Genomic DNA, 17,653 nt, shown 5'->3' with positions numbered 1-17,653 from the left:
TTTTGTTTCATTCCAATACTCAACTTATACTCTATCCGTTGCTATTCTACGCTTATTAGTAAAGTATCTTCCAAATTAAAATAAATCTTTAAAATCCCTATTCTTTAGTAAATAAGAAAGCCCTTCTACATGATCGCCGGTAATTCTCAATACAGCTGGTGGATGTCCTACTGTTGCAAAGTGCTCATTTGGACGAATACGATTTGGTTTCATTACATCTACAAAATGGACACATTCGACTTTATATCCTTCTAATATTGCCTTTACTTGCGCAACACATGCTGTGTGAAGAGTGTCCCACCCGATTCCCTCTAAACATTTTCTACTAATAGCGTGGGGAACAGCAATTGTGGATCCCACACCTAAATCTTTACGGTTACAAGCAATATTCAACATATATTTATATAAACTTACAATATATAGAGGAAATCTAAGATTTAAATTTAAATCATTTAAAACCATATCAACACCATCCGCAACAGCCTGCGTTAACGGATGAAGGTCTTTTGCTGGAATAGCAAAATCAGCATCAATAAAGAGAAGTATATCCCCTGTGGCTTCTTGTGCACCAATTGCCCGTCCTACATCATGCCCTAATCTTTCTTGATAAACAATTACTGTTGCCCCTAATTGCTTAGCGATTACTTCTGTCTGATCTGTTGACCCATTAATGACAACAATTATTTCTTTCGGTTCAACTTTTCTTGCCTCAAGAATAACTTCTTTAATCGTTGATTCTTCATTTTGTGCTGGTATAATAATTGATAACTGCTTTCCATTATAAATTGATGAGTTCATCCCCCAACCTTTATAGAAACGCGAATATTTTTTTTGTTTTTTTAATTGCTCTATAATTTCTCTTTTTCTTCCTCCATCTGTATAGTTACCTCTGTCATCTTTTCGGTGTAACCAACGTTCCAATGCTTTTATATTCTCTTTAATTTCACATACTTCTAATTTAGTTAATTCATTTTTATAGAAAGAGGTTTTGTTTGCGGGTATATCATTTAAAGAGGTTTTAGTTATAGCTGATGAGGAATGTAGTCGCCACCCTTTCTCAATAAGAGTTATTTGAGATAGAACGGGATTTTGCAAAGTGTCATATCCAATGTCTTCAATTGCTTTTTTAGTAATAGCATATGGCATAGATAACATCGAATCATATTTTAAATCCATACGCCCCAATACATCGTTTACTATTTTTCTATACACCATAGCAATACTTGGCCATTCTACACTCATCTTTTCAAAACAGACAGAGTCTATGTTATTCAAAATTACATCCTGTTCCTTTTTTAGTAGTGGTTCTATAAATCGTTCTAATTCTACCGAAAAGATAATATCTTCTCCATCTAAAAATAAAACTATATCTCCACTGGCAATTTTCGCCCCATGAACCGGTGCTTTCCATTTATTTTTCTCTTCAATAACAACAACATTACTCTCAACAAATGTAGGTATAGCTTGTATTGCACTCATTCTATCATCAGCTACAATTATAATTTCTAGTGGTTTTATATGCTGCACTTTGCTTAAAATTTGATTCAATTTCGATTTTTCTTCTCCTAAAACTATAACGACTGACAAATCCACTTCTTCTTGTTCTTCTTTCATAGTCGGATTAGGCCTTACTTTTTTTATATATTCAATTGTTTCATACTTTCCTACAGCTGCATGCCCTGCTTTTTTATCGAAATATAAATCTATTACAATTTGATTTATTTCCGTATCTTTATCCAGTTGTTCTAACTCAGAAATGAATGGTAGTAAATGATTTTGCACATCAAATTCACATGCGAAATTTTGCAAAAAATAAATATTCGGTACATATTTAATGTGATTAAAAAATTTCACAACATTAATTCTTTCCCCAAATTTCTCCTCAACTTCTTCTCTTGATAAACCTGGATAAGACAAATCGAAAACTAGATTTATTGGTACAGGTATCCATTTTAATAAATTTGTTTGAGGATTATTAATGAAAGCTGTGGAGCCCTTAACGAATCCAGCTAAAATTAAAGACATAAACCCTCCCCCGGAACTGCCATAAAACAACACATTTTTCGAATCAATTTTTAACTTTGTAAATACTATTTCTAAAATATTTGCTATATCTTGCAAGTAAAATCTATCTAACTCCCCCTGTCCCCAACCTAAAGATAATTTTCCGAGATATAATGTAGGATCATTATAATATATAACAGTATCTTCAAATTCATCCATCCATGAATGTCGATGAAAAATAGGCGGACCAATTGGCTGTTCTTGAAATCCACCTGCTCCAGATCCAAAAACAATAGTGTTGGAAGCATTAGGCTTAATACGAATTAAAAATTCATACGTTACTTTATCCCAATCAACCTTGAGTATAAATGGTTCCGTAGTTTGAAAATCTAATTGCCATAATTCTTCATATGAAATGTTAATTTTTTTGTACTGGTCTAACAGTTTAATCACCCTTTCCATCCATTTTAAGATGTTTTATTAAGTAAGAGAGAGCTTCAACGTGATCACCAATTATTCTTAATACTGCCGGAGGATGTCCATTGTGACTTACATTCTCCATTAAACGAATTCTATTCGGTTTTACAACATCAACGTAATGCACACATTCTACTCTATACCCTTGTAATATAGCTTTTACTTGTGCAAGACTAGGGCATAGTAAACTTTCCCAGCCTATTGCATCTAAGCATGATCTACTCATAGCATGTGGAATGGCTACTAATGAGCCATTACTTAATTCTGGACGAGCATATGCTAAATTAAGCATATACTTTACGACGTCTACAACATAAAACGGAGGATGTAACATCGGATTCAAATCATTTAATGCTATGTCTACACCAGCTGAAACTGCTTTTGTAAAATGATGCAAATTACTTCCTGAAACACTAAAATCACCATCAATAAATAAAAGAATATCTCCTGTAGCTTCAAGCGCTCCAATAGCACGTCCAACATTATGACCAAGTCGTTCGTTATATTCAATAATAGTAGCACCAAGTCTTTTAGCGATACTGGCCGTTTGATCTGTCGAACCATTTACAACGACAATTATTTCTAGCGGTTCTATTTTTCTTGTCTCAAGTATTACTTGTTCTATAGTTTCTTCTTCATTTTGCACTGGTATAATGACAGAAAGTTGCTTCCCGTCATAAATTGAAGAATGCATTCCCCAGCCTCGATGATAAAAAGGATATTGCTTGCTTTCACCTAATCTTTGAATAATATCTCTTCTTTTTCCTGCATCAGTAAACCCTACTCTTCTTCCCTTTTTCTCTATCCATTTAGAAATACCGATTAAATATTTTTCCACTTTCTCTTTTTCATTTTCTAACAATTCTTTTTTAACTAAATACCCTTCTTCTTGTAATGTCTCATCTCTAGATAACGTTTTTATTGCATATCGATCGTTAATCCGCCAGCCTTGATTCACTATATTCATATGAGCTAGAACGATATTTTTCATATAATCAAAGCCGATATTTACTACTACTTCCTTCGTAAGTGCATATGGTAATGAAAGTATTGAATTACTTTTTAAATCTGGTCGACTTAAAATTTCATTTAACATTTTTCTCCATACAATATCCATATTTGGACATTTACCAACTTCTATAAATTTATCTATTTTGTTTAATGCTACATCAGCCTGATTTGTAACAACTGGTTCAATAAATTTCTTCATCTCATTTGTAGATATTGAAAAATTACTATCTACAAATAACAAAACATCTCCTTTTGCTTCCTTTACAGAAGCTTCATACCCCTCATAATACGTACTATATTTATCTATCAAAACAATATGGCATTTATTTTTTTTTGCTATTTCATACAAATTACTTCTATCGTTAGGAACTAAAATTATAATTTCAAGAGGATTTAGCTTCCATATAGATTGAATTGACTCTTCTAATATCTGCTCTCTTTCACTATACAAAATAATAACCGTTAACGATTTCATTACACGCCCCCTTTACACATCATGTGACATAAAGTGAAACTTTAATCAGTGGGGTTTTCTTCGTCCCCCACTGATTATTAACCCTCGCCAATCGGACTTTAATGGGCAGCCCGCTCCCCCTAAATTCTTTGCTTTCGCTGAATTTTGAGGTGGGGGTCTTACTGCCCATTAAAGCGGGATAAAATATTAAGTATTACCATTTCCTATGAATTTGCTACTTTATTAACATATTCAAAAGTGAATTATACTGTGTAAAAACAATCGTCTATTTTTGAAAATATAAGTTCTGAACTTACCTCCTTCCTCTTATCATTGTTTCTTACAACTCTCACCATAAAAAGTACAAAAAAGAGGCTGTCTCATAAGTCTCTTTAGAAGTAAAATCACATGAAATCAAAAAGGAAGAAACGTTATGAAATCAACGTTTCTTCCTTTTACTTTCTATTTATTTTTGGATAAAAAGCACCTTTTGGGACAGCCCTCTTTTAAATAAATTTATTAATATTATTAATTTTATATACTACCTTTTTCCATGTTATACCGCGATCTTTTGTAGTAAATATTTCTTTTTTATTACACGCCCAACCTTTACGCCGATTAAAAAAATGTAAACAAAATACATTTTTTAATAATGGATTACTTGATACTTTAATCCATTTTGCTCCTTTTTTTATTATTTGATATACACCTCCATTTTCACTATTTATCACCCAGCCATAATAGGAACTAAAAAATGAAACAGCCACTTTACTCGTATTTATTGTTTTATTTGAAATATGCCATGAATTCCCTTTATCAAATGAATAATTCATTAAAAATACATCATCATTCATTTTAGTTGGTATTACTAACAAATTATTTTTATAGATTGCTTTATAAGCCATAGTAGTCCCATTGTTCATTCCTTCAAGACTTGGAATATCTTTTATAGGATGCCAACTTTCCCCACCATTTATTGTTTTAAATACCACCGATGTTTCATATTGTTTTTGTAATGAAATAAACCCAATTAGATCATTTATAAATGTTATCCCTGAAATACTATCACGAATACTTATATTTTTTATTACTTTCCATACTTTCCCTTTCGTTTTCAAATAGTATAAATTATGTTCAAATTTATTTGATGCAAGCTTTCTAGATAGTACAATCCATATACGATCCATATTCGTGGCATGCAATTGTACTTGAACATCAGTCGATTTCTCCCATTCTTCTTCAACCGGTAAAATAAACTCACTCCATCTTTCCCCTCTATTAACTGTATAAAATATAGCTGGCAATAAATCGTCATTCGTTTTTGTTAAACCATATGCCCAAGAGCTTCGAGCGTTTATTGGATATGCAAATAACACAATTGAATTTAGAGGATTAACAACATCCCATTCTACTCCTCCGTTTCGAGTATATAAGATGGCTTGCTTTTTATTTGTATATTGAATACTAGCCCAACCATATTTATCCGTTCTCATTTGTAAAGAAGTAAATTGAATATCATTATTTTCCAATATATCACCTCATTCTTATTATTTATATATTCGTATGCTATTATTTTTAAAACGTTCTATCATTAGTTGTTAGTACCACTCGTTTTATCTACTATCTTTACACATTTACTTTCTCTTTTCCTCACCAACTAAATATCAATATATAATGTATCAAATCTAATAAAATTTTTTCTATTTTTTCATTATCATTTAATAACGACTGTATTTCACAAAATTCTACTATAAAAAATGCACCCCAATTGCAAAACTATTTTTAACAATTAGAGTGCACTTTATATAAAATTTAGCTTTTAACTTTTAAGCACTTACTACAGCAGCAACTTTATCCATACAAGAAATAAATTGAGTAATAAATGCATCAATTTCTTCTTTTGTAATTATATACGGCGGAAGTAATCGAATAATATTCCCTTGTGTTACATCGACTAACATTCCTTTATTCATTAACTCAATCTGTAATTTCTTCACATTTTCATTCGTGTCATTCACACTTATCCCAAACATCATCCCCGCATGACGCACTTCCTGAATATAATACGAATTTTCTTTCTGAATGTCTTGCAGTTTTTCATTCAAATATAGTGACGTTTCATAAGCTTCTTGCATTAACCCATCATCAAGTAATGTATTTAATACAGTTAATCCTAAAGCCGTCCCCATTGATGAATGAGCAAATGTTGTGCCGTGATCTCCTGGCGCAAATACATCACATAACCTTTCACCTACAATAATTCCGCCAAGTGGTATCCCGCCTCCTGCTCCTTTACCAATTTGAATAATATCTGGTGTAATATTGCAATTTTGATAGGCAAATAGTTTCCCTGTTCTCCCCATACCACTTTGCACTTCATCAACGATAAGTAGTACATTATATTTCTCACATAAGTTTTGAACACCATGTAAATATTCACCCGATAATGGATAAATTCCCCCGCTTCCTAATACAGGTTCTAACAGAATTGCAATTGGATTTTCATGAATTATTGTCTCTTCTAATTGCTCTATATTCTCGCGCTCAACTTCATATACTGGGATCGATGTTTTCGGGAAATTTTGATATACACTTTCTTGTCTTGTAAAATGAAGTGCCCCCAACGTACGCCCGTGGAAACTATTCTTCAACACTACAATTCCTTCACGTTCTTCATGCATAATAGCTCTATATTTATCAATTAATTTCAACGTTGTTTCTGTCGCTTCTGTACCTGAGTTTGTAAAAAAGACCTTTCCATTTTTTAAAGAGCAATCAACTAATTTCTTTGCATATTCAATCGCAACTGGATTTAAAAAATGAAACGGTAGATGCAACGATTTCGTAACTTGATCCATTGTTGTTTGTACGATTTTCGGGTGATTGTATCCTAATACATTTACTCCGACACCAGAAAATAAATCTATATACTCTTTACCATCCACATCATACAGCTTACACCCTTCTCCTCTTTCTATCGCAAGCTTTGTACGACAGTACGTTGACATCATATACTCTTTATCTAATTGAAACCAATCTGACATGTTACATTCCTCCTAGTTATTTTCCCTGTTTTATTTATGTTCATTTTCTATAAAGTCATGTATAAATTCATTTTTAAGATTGAAATTTTAATAGTAATGTTCTTCCCGATATTCATTTTTCCATAATTTCTTCTATTTCAACAGGTCCACTACATACGCGTTTTTCTCATCTAGCGGTCTGTTACTATTTTGAGCTTTGCGTGTTATACATAATCAAGGCAATAAAATCATATTTAGTAACAATGGACGAAAAAGATTTGGAGGCTATATTGATGAATGAACACTATGATAAACAGAGACAATCTTTACTAAGGAAAGACTTTAATGATAATGGAGAACGTAATGAACAAGCTATACTTCACTCTCAAACAGTTGGTTCACGTGGACCTGTTCTAGAGCAAGATAGTGTGCTTCACGAGGCGTTACAACAATTTATTCACGAAAAAATTTTAGAAAGACCTGTTCATGTAAAAGGATTTGGTGCGTTCGGTTATTTTCAAACAATCTATCCAATGCCCGAACATACGAAACTAAATTTCCTACAAAATGCTAATGAGAAAGTTCTCGTTATGGTGAGATTTTCATTAGCTGTTAGCACGAAAGGAACACCTGATACTTCTAGAAATGTACGCGGTTTTTCTACAAAATTTTATACTAAAGAAGGTATTTTCGATCTATTATGTAATCACATTCCTGTCTTTTCTGTACGCGATCCGATGCGTTTCCCTGAAACCATTCAAGCGTTGTCACCTTCACCTAAAAATAACTTAATAGACCCTAATAGATTTTGGAGCTTTGTCGCTAGAGCACCTGAATCCATACATTTCGTTGTCCGTTTGTACTCTGATAATGGTACGGCCAAAAGCCTTCGCCACATCCCAGGACATAGTGTAAATACATATGTTTGGAGAAATGCAGAAGGCAATCGAAAGTATGTAAAGTATCATTGGTACCCATTTGAAGGTGTACAATTCATTACTAGCGAGGAAGCAAATAAACTGGCTGCCGAAAACCCAGATTATAGCGGTAAAGATTTATATGATGCAATTGTAAACGGTAAACCAGTGGAATATGGTTTATATGTCCAGCTCATGGACCCGAAAGATGAAGCGCATCTTTCTTATGATCCTCTAGATGATACAAAAGTATGGGATGAAAAGGTGTATCCTCTTATACCAGTAGGCAAAATGGTATTAAATAAAAACCCTGAAAATTATATGGAACAAGTAGAAAAAGTCGCTTTCTCCCCTTCTAATTTACTAGACGGCGCAGAATTATCAGATGATAAAATGTTGCAGGGACGTGCAAACATTTATAGTGATTCTCAAAGAAGAAGAATTGGTCCTGAATTTCGTAAATTAGCAATTAACCAACAGCAAGATTGGACACCTGCTAATCAAATAACGAGCGGTGACGGAAGGTACGTTGAAGGTAAACTTGAGAGAACTTCTATACCGAAACAAGATGACTTTACACAGGCTGGTGAATTTTATGCGAAGTTAAAACCGATAGAAAAAGAACATCTTGCTGAAAACTTAGCTAGTGATTTGAAAGTTATATCCGATGATATTAGAAAGGTCGTTTTAGGGTATTTTCATAACGTGTCTGCTGATTTGGTGAAAAAGATTGAAAGTGCGATGCAAAAGCTTTGAGAATATAAAAAAACGTCATTTTTAATCATTAAAATGACGTTTTTTTATGGCGAAATTACAAGTATTAACGAAATTTTTCTCCTTCAAAATTCCCGTTATTTCATTTTAGATTATGGTACTCATTTCTCTTTTTCAAATAATCTTTTTCACATTGTAACGGCTTAAATTTCACTTTTTTCCCTTTCTTCTTTTTCGTTTTTATAACGAGCCATTCCCCTTTTTCAACGTCTAGTTTTAGGCGTTTCATTACATTAATATTATCTTTTTCTTTATAAAGTAAAAATGCTTCTTGCGCTCTCACAAATAAGCTAGGCTCCTCGCTAAATCCACCACTATCATAAATTTTAGTTAGCGAATTATAATAAGAATCATTTTCCTTTCCACCATACATCAAATGGGCAGCCTCCAGATCTCTTTTACTTACTTCCCAAAAACTATGCTCATCAATATTTAAATTAAATGTGGATTTAATGTCCTGTATTATATTCTTCACATACTTTTCATCTCGAATTTTCCTTTCTTCAAGACAATCCGAAGATAACCTTGGTGCATCTGATTTGGAATGTACAACGTGTTGTATTGATACACATAACATAAATACGCTTAAAATGTATAATGTTTTTTTCATATTTACATATCACCTCAAATGATTTATATACTGTATCATTTGAGGCTTACAATATTCTTATGCTGGAAATGAGAAAGATCCTATAAAATATATCTTTTATAGGATCTTTCCGTCTAATATTGCTTTATCAAATTTACCGGTGAAGCAATTATCTTTCCACTTTTTACGTCATATAGCCCTATAGGTGTTACCCGTATAAATGGCAAGTGCGTCGCAGAAAAGAATAAAATTGTAAATGCTGGATCATCATACGCGTAGCCACGCTCTTGTAGTAATTTCACCATCTGTTTCTCTTCCTGTATTAATTCACTCATTTTTAAATTAGACATAATCCCGAGTAATGGCAATGCTATTTCGTGTAATACTTCATTCTTTTCAGCTATTACCATTCCCCCGCCAAGCTCTTTTATCCTATGAAAAGCTGTAAGCATATCTCCTTTACTCTTTCCAATAAGAATGATGTCACCCGTACCAGAATAAGAGCTAGCAAGCCCACCTAGTTCTTTCGCAAAACCTTTCACAACTGTATTTACTCGCCAACTGCCATTACGAGCAATCATCATAAGGAAACATTCATCATGATCTGTGGACAATTCATCACAGTCTATGTTGATTTCACTAATATATGGTTTTGTAATAACGTTATTTAATAAGTGTATACCCGTTTTATTAGAGAAAATCATATCCTCTTTTTCTATGGACCAATCTAATGATAATGGAGTTACTTTACATTTACCCCAGTCTATATGTAATCCTTCATACGTATTTACACCGTCACGCTTCACCCATTTCCCCTTTGCAATAACGCTCGCTGGTACTGGGTTTTCTTTACTTTCTAAAATATTGATATTAGCAATTCTACCTGTCGCGATTGAACCATGTATATGCTCCATATTATAATAACGAGCAATATTATAACTTGCCATATGATACGCATCTATTACTGGAACACCTTGCTTTATAGCAGTAGTAATCATTACATTCGTCATTCCGTTTTCATAAAAGGACGGATGAGAACCATCTGTTGTGAAAAAGAATCTATCAAATTGCTTCACACCTAATTCCAGTAATTCTTTTAATAAAACTTCTAAATCTGGTCGGATGGAAGAGTTTCTAAGAGAAACAGTGTAACCTTGCATAAGACGAGTTAACGCTTCTTGACCCGTCATTGCTTCATGATCACAGTCTGTACCTAACAGTTTTAATTTTACTAACGTTGCTTCAGATGCTCCTGGGAAATGTCCTTCTACTTTTTTCTGTAATCGCTTTGTTTCCTGCACCCAAGTTAGCATTTCATCATCGCCATGTAATAATTTTGGCCATGCTGTTAACTCTCCTCCTTGAAGAACTGCTTCATGCTGTAGCCACTCTATTATTTCTTCACTATTAAATAAAGATTCCCCATTTTGCAATTCAGTTTGTCCATCAAAACGGCACCACCAATACATACTAGCTGGAAGCTTTTTAAATTCATCTAATAAATGAAATGATTCTTCACGCTTTAATGTGAAAAATAGCGTTAAATTATCATTAATAAAAGTTGTTGTTCCAAATTGCATCGCATGATTCGCTAACGTCTCTGGATTATATAATTGATATGGATGTGCATGCGGTTCTATGTAACTAGGAACGACATACTTTCCATCACAATCAATGACTTCACATTCATATAGTTGCTCTGGCAACTTTTCCCCTACATATATAATACGGTCATCATAAATCCAAATATTTGCTTGCATCCATTCACGTATATAGGAATTTAAGTATGTTGCGTTCTTTAATAATTTATGAGGACTTCTTGTACCGTCTATTATTTCAACATGTTCTCGTAATTGCTTGTTACTCCATCTGAAATACTTTTGTTCCACTGTATTCAACTCCAATTCTATATTAATTAAGATAAAAAATAATTAATCAACTAAACTATTTTCCATTCATAACTCCCCTGTATAGCCCCTATACCTCTAATTATATGGAATACTCCCAAAAATAACAATTTTCAAAACAAACAACACCTCTTTGTCCCACAACAAAAAGGATGTCATGCAACTGACATCCTTTTTATACTAAACTATAAGATTGAATTGCACTTTGAAATACACTTGTATCATATTTATGTTCTACATATACTTAATACCATATCATGAATGTTAATACTGTCCTTATTTGTGAAATTTAAAAAGCATCTCTTTTATTTACAACTGTTGCAGAAACCTATTCGCTTTTTCTTCATCTATTTATTAAATTCAACTTGCATCATTTTATCAAACTGTGTAAGAATTTCAACCGGACCTAAAGAATTAGCATTGACAACAAATGTATGCTTGCCTCCCATTACTCCGCCTGCAAAAGTCATAAACCCAGGAATCGATCCTCCGTGACCCCATACTGAGACACCATTTGGAAGTTTAGTCTCATAGATTCCAAGACCATATCCGTCACCAACCCCTTTTCCTTCTACAGGAACTGTAGTAAGCATTTCTTTTAGCTCGCGTTCTTTCAATAACTTACCACCGAGCAAAGATGAAAAGAACTTATTTAAATCGTCCGCATCTGAAATCATATCTCCCGCTGAATTAGCTAAACTCGGATTATAATACGTCATGTCTTTCAATTCACTTGTTTCGTCAATTTTCATATACCCTCGAGCATGATTCTTTCCTGGGATGACTGGTGAATTACCTGGTAAAAACGTATTTGACAAGTCCAAAGGTTCAATAATTCGCTTTTCAATTTCTTCCGCATAACTATTACCAGTTATTTTTTCAATAAGCATTCCTAGTATTACGTATCCTGTGTTTGAATACGACCAACCTTTACCTGGCGAAAAATCTGGAGGTAGAGCAAGCCCTATTTTCACTATTTCTTCCGCTGTATACGTTTTTTTCGAATTCATAATGTCAGCGTCTTTTGACTTTAAATATTCAGCTATACCACTTGTATGGTTTAAAAGTTGACGTATCGTAATTTGATTTCCATCATACCCATTTCCTTGCACGAGACCCGGCAGCCACTTTTCAATTGGATCGTCAAGTTGTACGCGATTTTCTCCTACTAATTGAAGAACAGTCGTAGCAGTAAAAGTTTTCGTCACACTACCAATCCGAAAGCGAAAATCCGATTTCACCGGTTTCTTTGTAATTAAATCCGCCACACCAGCAGTATAACTATTAACTTTCCCTTTATTAGAGGTCTTAGCTAATACCCCTGGTGCCCCAATTTGTATTGTTTCCTGCATTACTTGTTTCCATCCATTCCGATTCTTTTGATTAGGTTCTTGTGACGAATTAGAAATATTTTGAGTAGACTCTGCTTTCACAGTAAAACCAGGTGTAAATAGAGTAGTACCCGCTAATAAAACTGTCAAACTCGCTAACTTCATTGAATTACATTTTTTCATAAGGTTTTCTCTCCCCTATTCATATCGTATTGATTCAAGCTATACTTTTATCCTATATGATAAAACTCTCTTTTTTCTTATCCATTCCTTACGAAATACTTACGTTCAAAGTTTGATACGATCTGCTGAGAAAGAATTATGTATGAAAATAAAAAGGGCATAAAAAAAGAAAGAAAGTCCCTTAACTTCCCCCGTTTTTATTTCACCTTACCTTAATTATTTTAAGATGATTCATTATGTTCGTATTAGAATGAATAAAAAAAGAACGTGTTTTCATTTTTTATGCAAACACGTTCTTTTTTATTTAAGCAACTAATCTATATTCACCTTTACCATCCTGCACTAGCGTTCATACCATTTCCGATAATAGAAAGTAATAGTGGCCATAATACCGGTCCTAACGTAAGAAGTAGATTAAGAAGTATAAGTATTCTATATCCACCGGTGAAATTATGATTTTTACGATTAACAAATACGAGACTGACTAATGATAGTATAGTCGTTAAAAATAACACTAACATTACCAACCAATACCACACCATTAAACTGAGACTCCATGGTGTTAATAGCTCGTGTATGATACAAAATGAAATTCCTAACACAGCAAAACTAAAGCTAGTCACCGATGTTTTTATAAGCCATTTATTTATTTTTTTGTCGTATGTAGTTTTACAATATAAATCTATTAAAGTGAATAAAGATAAATATGCCATTAATACGCCTATCCAAGACAATAACCAGTCTCCGTCCCCTTTGAATAATAAGAACAGCAACCAACACATACCTACTGCAGAAAAAACAAAGGAAATAAGTATGCTTTTTAATACTGATTTCATTACATTTTCACACCCTTAAAAAACTTAAAAATTAATTATAATTTATAAAAATTAAGTATAGGTTAACATGTAATGAAGTATAAGTAAATAAAGTTAATTTATAGTTAATTTCGTTTTCTTATTTGAAGACGGTTTCATATAGGGAAATGATTCATGATAATCAAATTTCTCTACAAAAAGTAAAGGTGGATATTTACATATCCACCTTCCCATCTCCCTCTACCCACTTCATTATTTCTTCCACCTCTAAATCCGTATACGTCTTTTCCCCATAACGAACAGACTCATATAACGGGATAATATCCCTTGTTCTACAAATTCTTTTTAACCACTGTTGAATCGTTTCATAAGACCTTCTCTGTTCATGAAATGGTAAAGTTCTTTCCCATTCAACTAACGTTTTTCTTATCGTATTTGGTGGTAACGGCTGTTCTAACTGATGCTTCACTTTCTTATTCTTTTCGATTCTGTCCGTATTTTCATTTTTTATCGATTGTTTATCCTGTTCTATTTCGGATTCCGTTACCTTTTTCCTAACGGATTTATAAAGAAAATATATAATTATCCCTGCAATCATTACATAAAAAACTATACTAATCCATGAATTTGAAAGAACAGAAAATATGTGTCCCCATGAACTTTCCTTTTTAAAACCTTTAAATTTTTTACCCGTTGTCGTTCTCTCCCCATTATCTCCTACTTTTTTCTCTTCTATAGGTGTTCCATACTCTTCAGTATCACCGTAGTTTATAGTTTCCTTATAATTTTTTTCAGATTTCTTTTCACTAAAAAAACGTTCTTTTACTATGTCTTGCACATACAAAACACCTTGTGAAAACGTTATTGCACTAGTCGCGAAGAAAAGTATGATTAAAGCTCTTACACTCCACAACTTCACTTTCATATGCCGCGCTTTATTCACCATGACATAAGCTCCTTCTTATTCTTTCATTACAATCCATTTATTCGTTCTACTGTATTTCTTTGGTGAAGTACCAATAATTACAGGAACCGCATCCAGTTCTTTTCGCCGAAATCCAGCTGTGTAAAAATAAGAAGAAGTTATAGGTGTATCTTGATCCGATATTGAGGCAAGTACTTTTAATACATTTTGCAAATGTTTCCGATTATCACCATTTTTTATATGCAATAACCCGTTATCTTTTACACTATTGATCCATACTTCAAATGAACAGTTTTGCATAAGAAGTTGTTTGCATATGCCTGCTGTTAATTCAATTAGTTCCTCTGTATCATTTCGCAAAGAAATACCGCTTTTATTTTGCAAGTTGAGGTAAATCGCGTATTTATCTGATTGCGTTCGCTCGTACTTTTTCGCAGTTATCGTCCCTGTTTTCGCTGTTGCACTCCAGTGGATGGAACGAAAATCTTCATTTTCATAAGACTTTACTCCCATTACTTTCGTTTCATCATATAAGGGTGATGACATCGCTTTTCGAAATCCTCGTGACCATTCTTGTAATTCAGGAACTTGTATTTTCGGAACTGCTGGTAAGACTAAATAGGAGGGCGTATCAACTTGTTTATATGTGATATGGTTCGTTATAAATCCAAAGAGATCAGTAATAACAATTTCAACCTCTTCCCATTTCGCAATGCCTCTTTTTAACGCTACAGCTTGTAAATCAAATGAAACTGACTCTCTTCCTTTTACATTAAAATTCATATAATAATTTGAACCTGTACTATTATTTTTATTTATTTCATCATGATTCCAAGTTATCTTATTTTCACATTTAAATCGGAATACAACATTAAAAATAGGGAAAATTGATTTGTTTGAAATTTTTATTTTGCACCTGTTCGTTTCACCGATAAAAACATTCGAATTTCCTTGATCGTATTCCCAGTTAACACGAGATACTTTACGTATATAAACATGCATTGCACCTATTAAAATTACATATAAAAATACGAGAGATAATATGAGTAGATTACTTGAAAATACACTTAAAATAACGGCTACAACTGACATAACTCCTATTACGAAAGGCTCCGCTAAAGGTGTATACACAAGTTGTTGATTCATCGTACATTCTCCACCGGCACATTAATCGTATGAAGAATTTCTTTCATGATTTGTTCTTTTGTTGTTTTCATCTCCCCTTCAATTGTCAACGTTAAACGATGAGCGCATATAGATGCAGCAAGTATCTTTATATCATCTGGCGTACAGTAATCTCTTTCATTTAATATAGCCCGTGCTTGAATCGCTCTCATAAAAGCCAACGTCCCCCGCGGACTTACACCAATTTCAATTAGCTCATGCTTACGCGTTGCCTCAATAATTTCAAGAAGATAATCTTGCACATCATTTCCTACTAACACTTCTCTTGCACGCTTTTGCATCATAATAATTTCTTCACTTGAAATAATAGAGTGTAATGTTTCTAACGGATCATTCATTTGAAACCGATTCATCATTTCCTTTTCAGCTTCTCTCGTAGGATAACCTTGGCGAATCGTAAGTAAAAATCGGTCTAATTGAGCATCAGGTAAAGGAAATGTACCAGCAGATTCAAGAGGATTTTGCGTTGCAATTACTAAAAAAGGTTCTGGTAATGAATGCGTCTGTTTCGCAATCGTAACAGTACGCTCTTCCATAACTTCCAATAATGAAGATTGCGTTCTCGGTACAGCCCGATTAATTTCATCCACTAATACTATATTTGCAAAAATAGGACCTAACCTCGTTTTAAAATCCGATTCCTTCACATTAAAATATTCAAGACCAATAACATCTCCGGGCAAAGTATCCGCTGTAAATTGTATTCTTTGAAATTTTGCGTCCACGCTTTTAGCCAAAGTTTTCGCAAGTGTTGTTTTTCCTGTCCCCGGTACATCTTCTAATAAAATATGCCCTTTCGCTATTAGAGCTATTGCAGCCAACTCAATCGATTCATCTTTGCCTATGATTACCTTTGAAATGTTGTTAATAATCTTTTTCAACGTGCCCATACATCTCCCCCTATCTATTATCCTATATTTTACTTCACTAAATCCCCCCCAGGTATTGAGGCGAAAGGGCCTATTATGTACCTATGACTGTAAATGACACCAGTTTACAACATAAAGTAGATTATATTACCCTTTAATAATATTCTTAATTTTCAGATATAAATTCATTCCAAATTATAACATTTTTTATTTTATAATGCTATTAGGTTCCACTTTATATAATTGTATTAGAACTTCTTGCGCATCAGTTTTGATGTGGAATACTGATGGAAATTCACATCCTTATGTAGGATTATAGTTGAGATCCCAACATCCAAATAATATAAAACCCATGCTAAAACATTATTCTCAAATGAAAAGCTGATTTTCTTACGTTTAGAAATTCCCATTTTTATGCTCCCAGCTTATTTCGCATCATTTTTTAAATATACGAGTATGTTCAAGTTAAGTTCCAAAAATAAAAAGACCTCATTCTTGATAAGTATCTTTGAATGAGGTCTTTCTATTATAAAAATGGTTAACTTCTACTATCTTAAAAGTATTGCACATCCATTGACTTTAAACAATTAGATCAAATTACTTCTGTTACACGACACGAATCTTACATTTAAACCTTTTTAACAAATTCAGATTTTAATTTCATAGCTCCAAAACCATCAATTTTACAATCAATATCATGGTCACCCTCAACTAAACGGATGTTTTTCACTTTTGTACCGATTTTTACAACTGATGAAGTTCCTTTTACTTTAAGATCTTTGATAACTGTTACAGAATCACCATCGTTCAAGATATTTCCATTTGCATCTTTAATCATCTTTGTATCTTCACTATTTTCAGTTTCTAATTCTAAAGTCCACTCATAGGCACATTCTGGGCAAACAAAAAAATTCCCATCTTCGTAAGTGTACTCTGAATTACATTTTGGACAATTAGGTAAATTAGACATATTTTAAATTCCTCCATTTATTATTCATTATATAGTTTTTTAAAATTTCTTTTTATAATTTCATAAGAATAGTAATTTTATAGTTAAAATTTAACGAATTCTTTCGGTTCAGCATAGCCAAAAACTTTTGATAATCTAACTATATAAAGTTCTTTGATAACTTGATATAGAAGGTTGCAGGAAGAAAATAAAGTGCGAAAACCAAGCCATTCGGTTCCT

General features: G+C 33.0%; 13 protein-coding genes. 1 reads left to right on the top strand and 12 read right to left on the bottom strand.

The window, feature by feature from the left end; translation table 11 throughout:
- Nucleotides 1-75: 75 nt before the first annotated feature.
- From ACTFSI_RS14900 to ACTFSI_RS14885, 4 genes are all read right to left on the bottom strand, one after another.
- Entirely contained in the window at nt 76-2,466 is a 2,391-nt protein-coding gene (locus tag ACTFSI_RS14900) for a glycosyltransferase (RefSeq protein WP_080776529.1), read from the bottom strand.
- Nucleotides 2,450-3,967, bottom strand: coding sequence for a glycosyltransferase family 2 protein (locus tag ACTFSI_RS14895; protein ID WP_440045453.1), 1,518 nt, complete (start codon nt 3,965-3,967; stop codon nt 2,450-2,452). The genes ACTFSI_RS14900 and ACTFSI_RS14895 overlap by 17 nt, the downstream gene beginning before the upstream one ends.
- 485 nt (nt 3,968-4,452) lie before the next feature.
- Nucleotides 4,453-5,475 (bottom strand): hypothetical protein, encoded by a 1,023-nt coding sequence (locus tag ACTFSI_RS14890; protein ID WP_000429618.1) that lies wholly within the window; start codon nt 5,473-5,475, stop codon nt 4,453-4,455.
- 297 nt (nt 5,476-5,772) lie between these two features.
- Nucleotides 5,773-6,990 (bottom strand): aspartate aminotransferase family protein, encoded by a 1,218-nt coding sequence (locus tag ACTFSI_RS14885; protein WP_001286493.1) that lies wholly within the window; start codon nt 6,988-6,990, stop codon nt 5,773-5,775.
- Between the two features lie 272 nt (nt 6,991-7,262).
- Between ACTFSI_RS14885 and ACTFSI_RS14880 the strand changes: the two genes are divergently transcribed.
- Complete coding sequence (locus ACTFSI_RS14880; protein ID WP_044792899.1) at nt 7,263-8,642, top strand: catalase; 1,380 nt, start codon at nt 7,263-7,265, stop codon at nt 8,640-8,642.
- Between the two features lie 100 nt (nt 8,643-8,742).
- On the opposite strand, the gene ACTFSI_RS14875 is transcribed toward ACTFSI_RS14880, so the two are convergent.
- From ACTFSI_RS14875 to ACTFSI_RS14840, 8 genes are all read right to left on the bottom strand, one after another.
- Nucleotides 8,743-9,270 (bottom strand): hypothetical protein, encoded by a 528-nt coding sequence (locus tag ACTFSI_RS14875; protein WP_000753369.1) that lies wholly within the window; start codon nt 9,268-9,270, stop codon nt 8,743-8,745.
- Between the two features lie 113 nt (nt 9,271-9,383).
- The gene (locus ACTFSI_RS14870; RefSeq protein WP_044792900.1) at nt 9,384-11,138 is read right to left on the bottom strand and encodes an adenine deaminase C-terminal domain-containing protein; all 1,755 of its coding nucleotides are present in this window, start codon (nt 11,136-11,138) and stop codon (nt 9,384-9,386) included.
- A 365-nt stretch (nt 11,139-11,503) separates the two neighbouring features.
- A complete protein-coding gene (locus ACTFSI_RS14865) occupies nt 11,504-12,670 on the bottom strand; it encodes a serine hydrolase domain-containing protein (RefSeq protein ID WP_044792901.1) in 1,167 nt (388 codons plus the stop codon).
- Nucleotides 12,671-12,999: 329 nt separating this feature from the next.
- Entirely contained in the window at nt 13,000-13,506 is a 507-nt protein-coding gene (locus ACTFSI_RS14860; protein WP_000843827.1) for a DUF3902 family protein, read from the bottom strand.
- A 193-nt stretch (nt 13,507-13,699) separates the two neighbouring features.
- Entirely contained in the window at nt 13,700-14,431 is a 732-nt protein-coding gene (locus ACTFSI_RS14855; protein ID WP_044792902.1) for a hypothetical protein, read from the bottom strand.
- A 15-nt stretch (nt 14,432-14,446) separates the two neighbouring features.
- On the bottom strand, nt 14,447-15,556 hold the full coding sequence (locus ACTFSI_RS14850; RefSeq protein ID WP_044792903.1) for a DUF58 domain-containing protein: 1,110 nt from the start codon (nt 15,554-15,556) through the stop codon (nt 14,447-14,449).
- Complete coding sequence (locus ACTFSI_RS14845) at nt 15,553-16,485, bottom strand: AAA family ATPase (RefSeq protein ID WP_074602040.1); 933 nt, start codon at nt 16,483-16,485, stop codon at nt 15,553-15,555. Before ACTFSI_RS14845 ends, ACTFSI_RS14850 begins: the two co-directional genes overlap by 4 nt.
- Before the next feature lie 607 nt (nt 16,486-17,092).
- Nucleotides 17,093-17,434 (bottom strand): zinc ribbon domain-containing protein YjdM, encoded by a 342-nt coding sequence (locus ACTFSI_RS14840; RefSeq protein ID WP_000067656.1) that lies wholly within the window; start codon nt 17,432-17,434, stop codon nt 17,093-17,095.
- Nucleotides 17,435-17,653: the final 219 nt, after the last annotated feature.

This window comes from Bacillus cereus group sp. MYBK101-2, from assembly GCF_051918845.1.
GTDB lineage: Bacteria > Bacillota > Bacilli > Bacillales > Bacillaceae_G > Bacillus_A > Bacillus_A paranthracis.
This window is presented reverse-complemented; position numbering and strand designations above follow the sequence as displayed.

Coding starts and splice junctions, on each gene's coding strand:
- ACTFSI_RS14885 (WP_001286493.1), bottom strand. CDS start 6,990: ATGTCAGATTGGTTTCAATTAGATAAAGAGTATATGATGTCAACGTAC.
- ACTFSI_RS14880 (WP_044792899.1), top strand. CDS start 7,263: ATGAATGAACACTATGATAAACAGAGACAATCTTTACTAAGGAAAGAC.
- ACTFSI_RS14875 (WP_000753369.1), bottom strand. CDS start 9,270: ATGAAAAAAACATTATACATTTTAAGCGTATTTATGTTATGTGTATCA.
- ACTFSI_RS14850 (WP_044792903.1), bottom strand. CDS start 15,556: ATGAATCAACAACTTGTGTATACACCTTTAGCGGAGCCTTTCGTAATA.
- ACTFSI_RS14900 (WP_080776529.1), bottom strand. CDS start 2,466: ATGGAAAGGGTGATTAAACTGTTAGACCAGTACAAAAAAATTAACATT.
- ACTFSI_RS14865 (WP_044792901.1), bottom strand. CDS start 12,670: ATGAAAAAATGTAATTCAATGAAGTTAGCGAGTTTGACAGTTTTATTA.
- ACTFSI_RS14845 (WP_074602040.1), bottom strand. CDS start 16,485: ATGGGCACGTTGAAAAAGATTATTAACAACATTTCAAAGGTAATCATA.
- ACTFSI_RS14860 (WP_000843827.1), bottom strand. CDS start 13,506: ATGAAATCAGTATTAAAAAGCATACTTATTTCCTTTGTTTTTTCTGCA.
- ACTFSI_RS14855 (WP_044792902.1), bottom strand. CDS start 14,431: ATGGTGAATAAAGCGCGGCATATGAAAGTGAAGTTGTGGAGTGTAAGA.
- ACTFSI_RS14840 (WP_000067656.1), bottom strand. CDS start 17,434: ATGTCTAATTTACCTAATTGTCCAAAATGTAATTCAGAGTACACTTAC.
- ACTFSI_RS14895 (WP_440045453.1), bottom strand. CDS start 3,967: ATGAAATCGTTAACGGTTATTATTTTGTATAGTGAAAGAGAGCAGATA.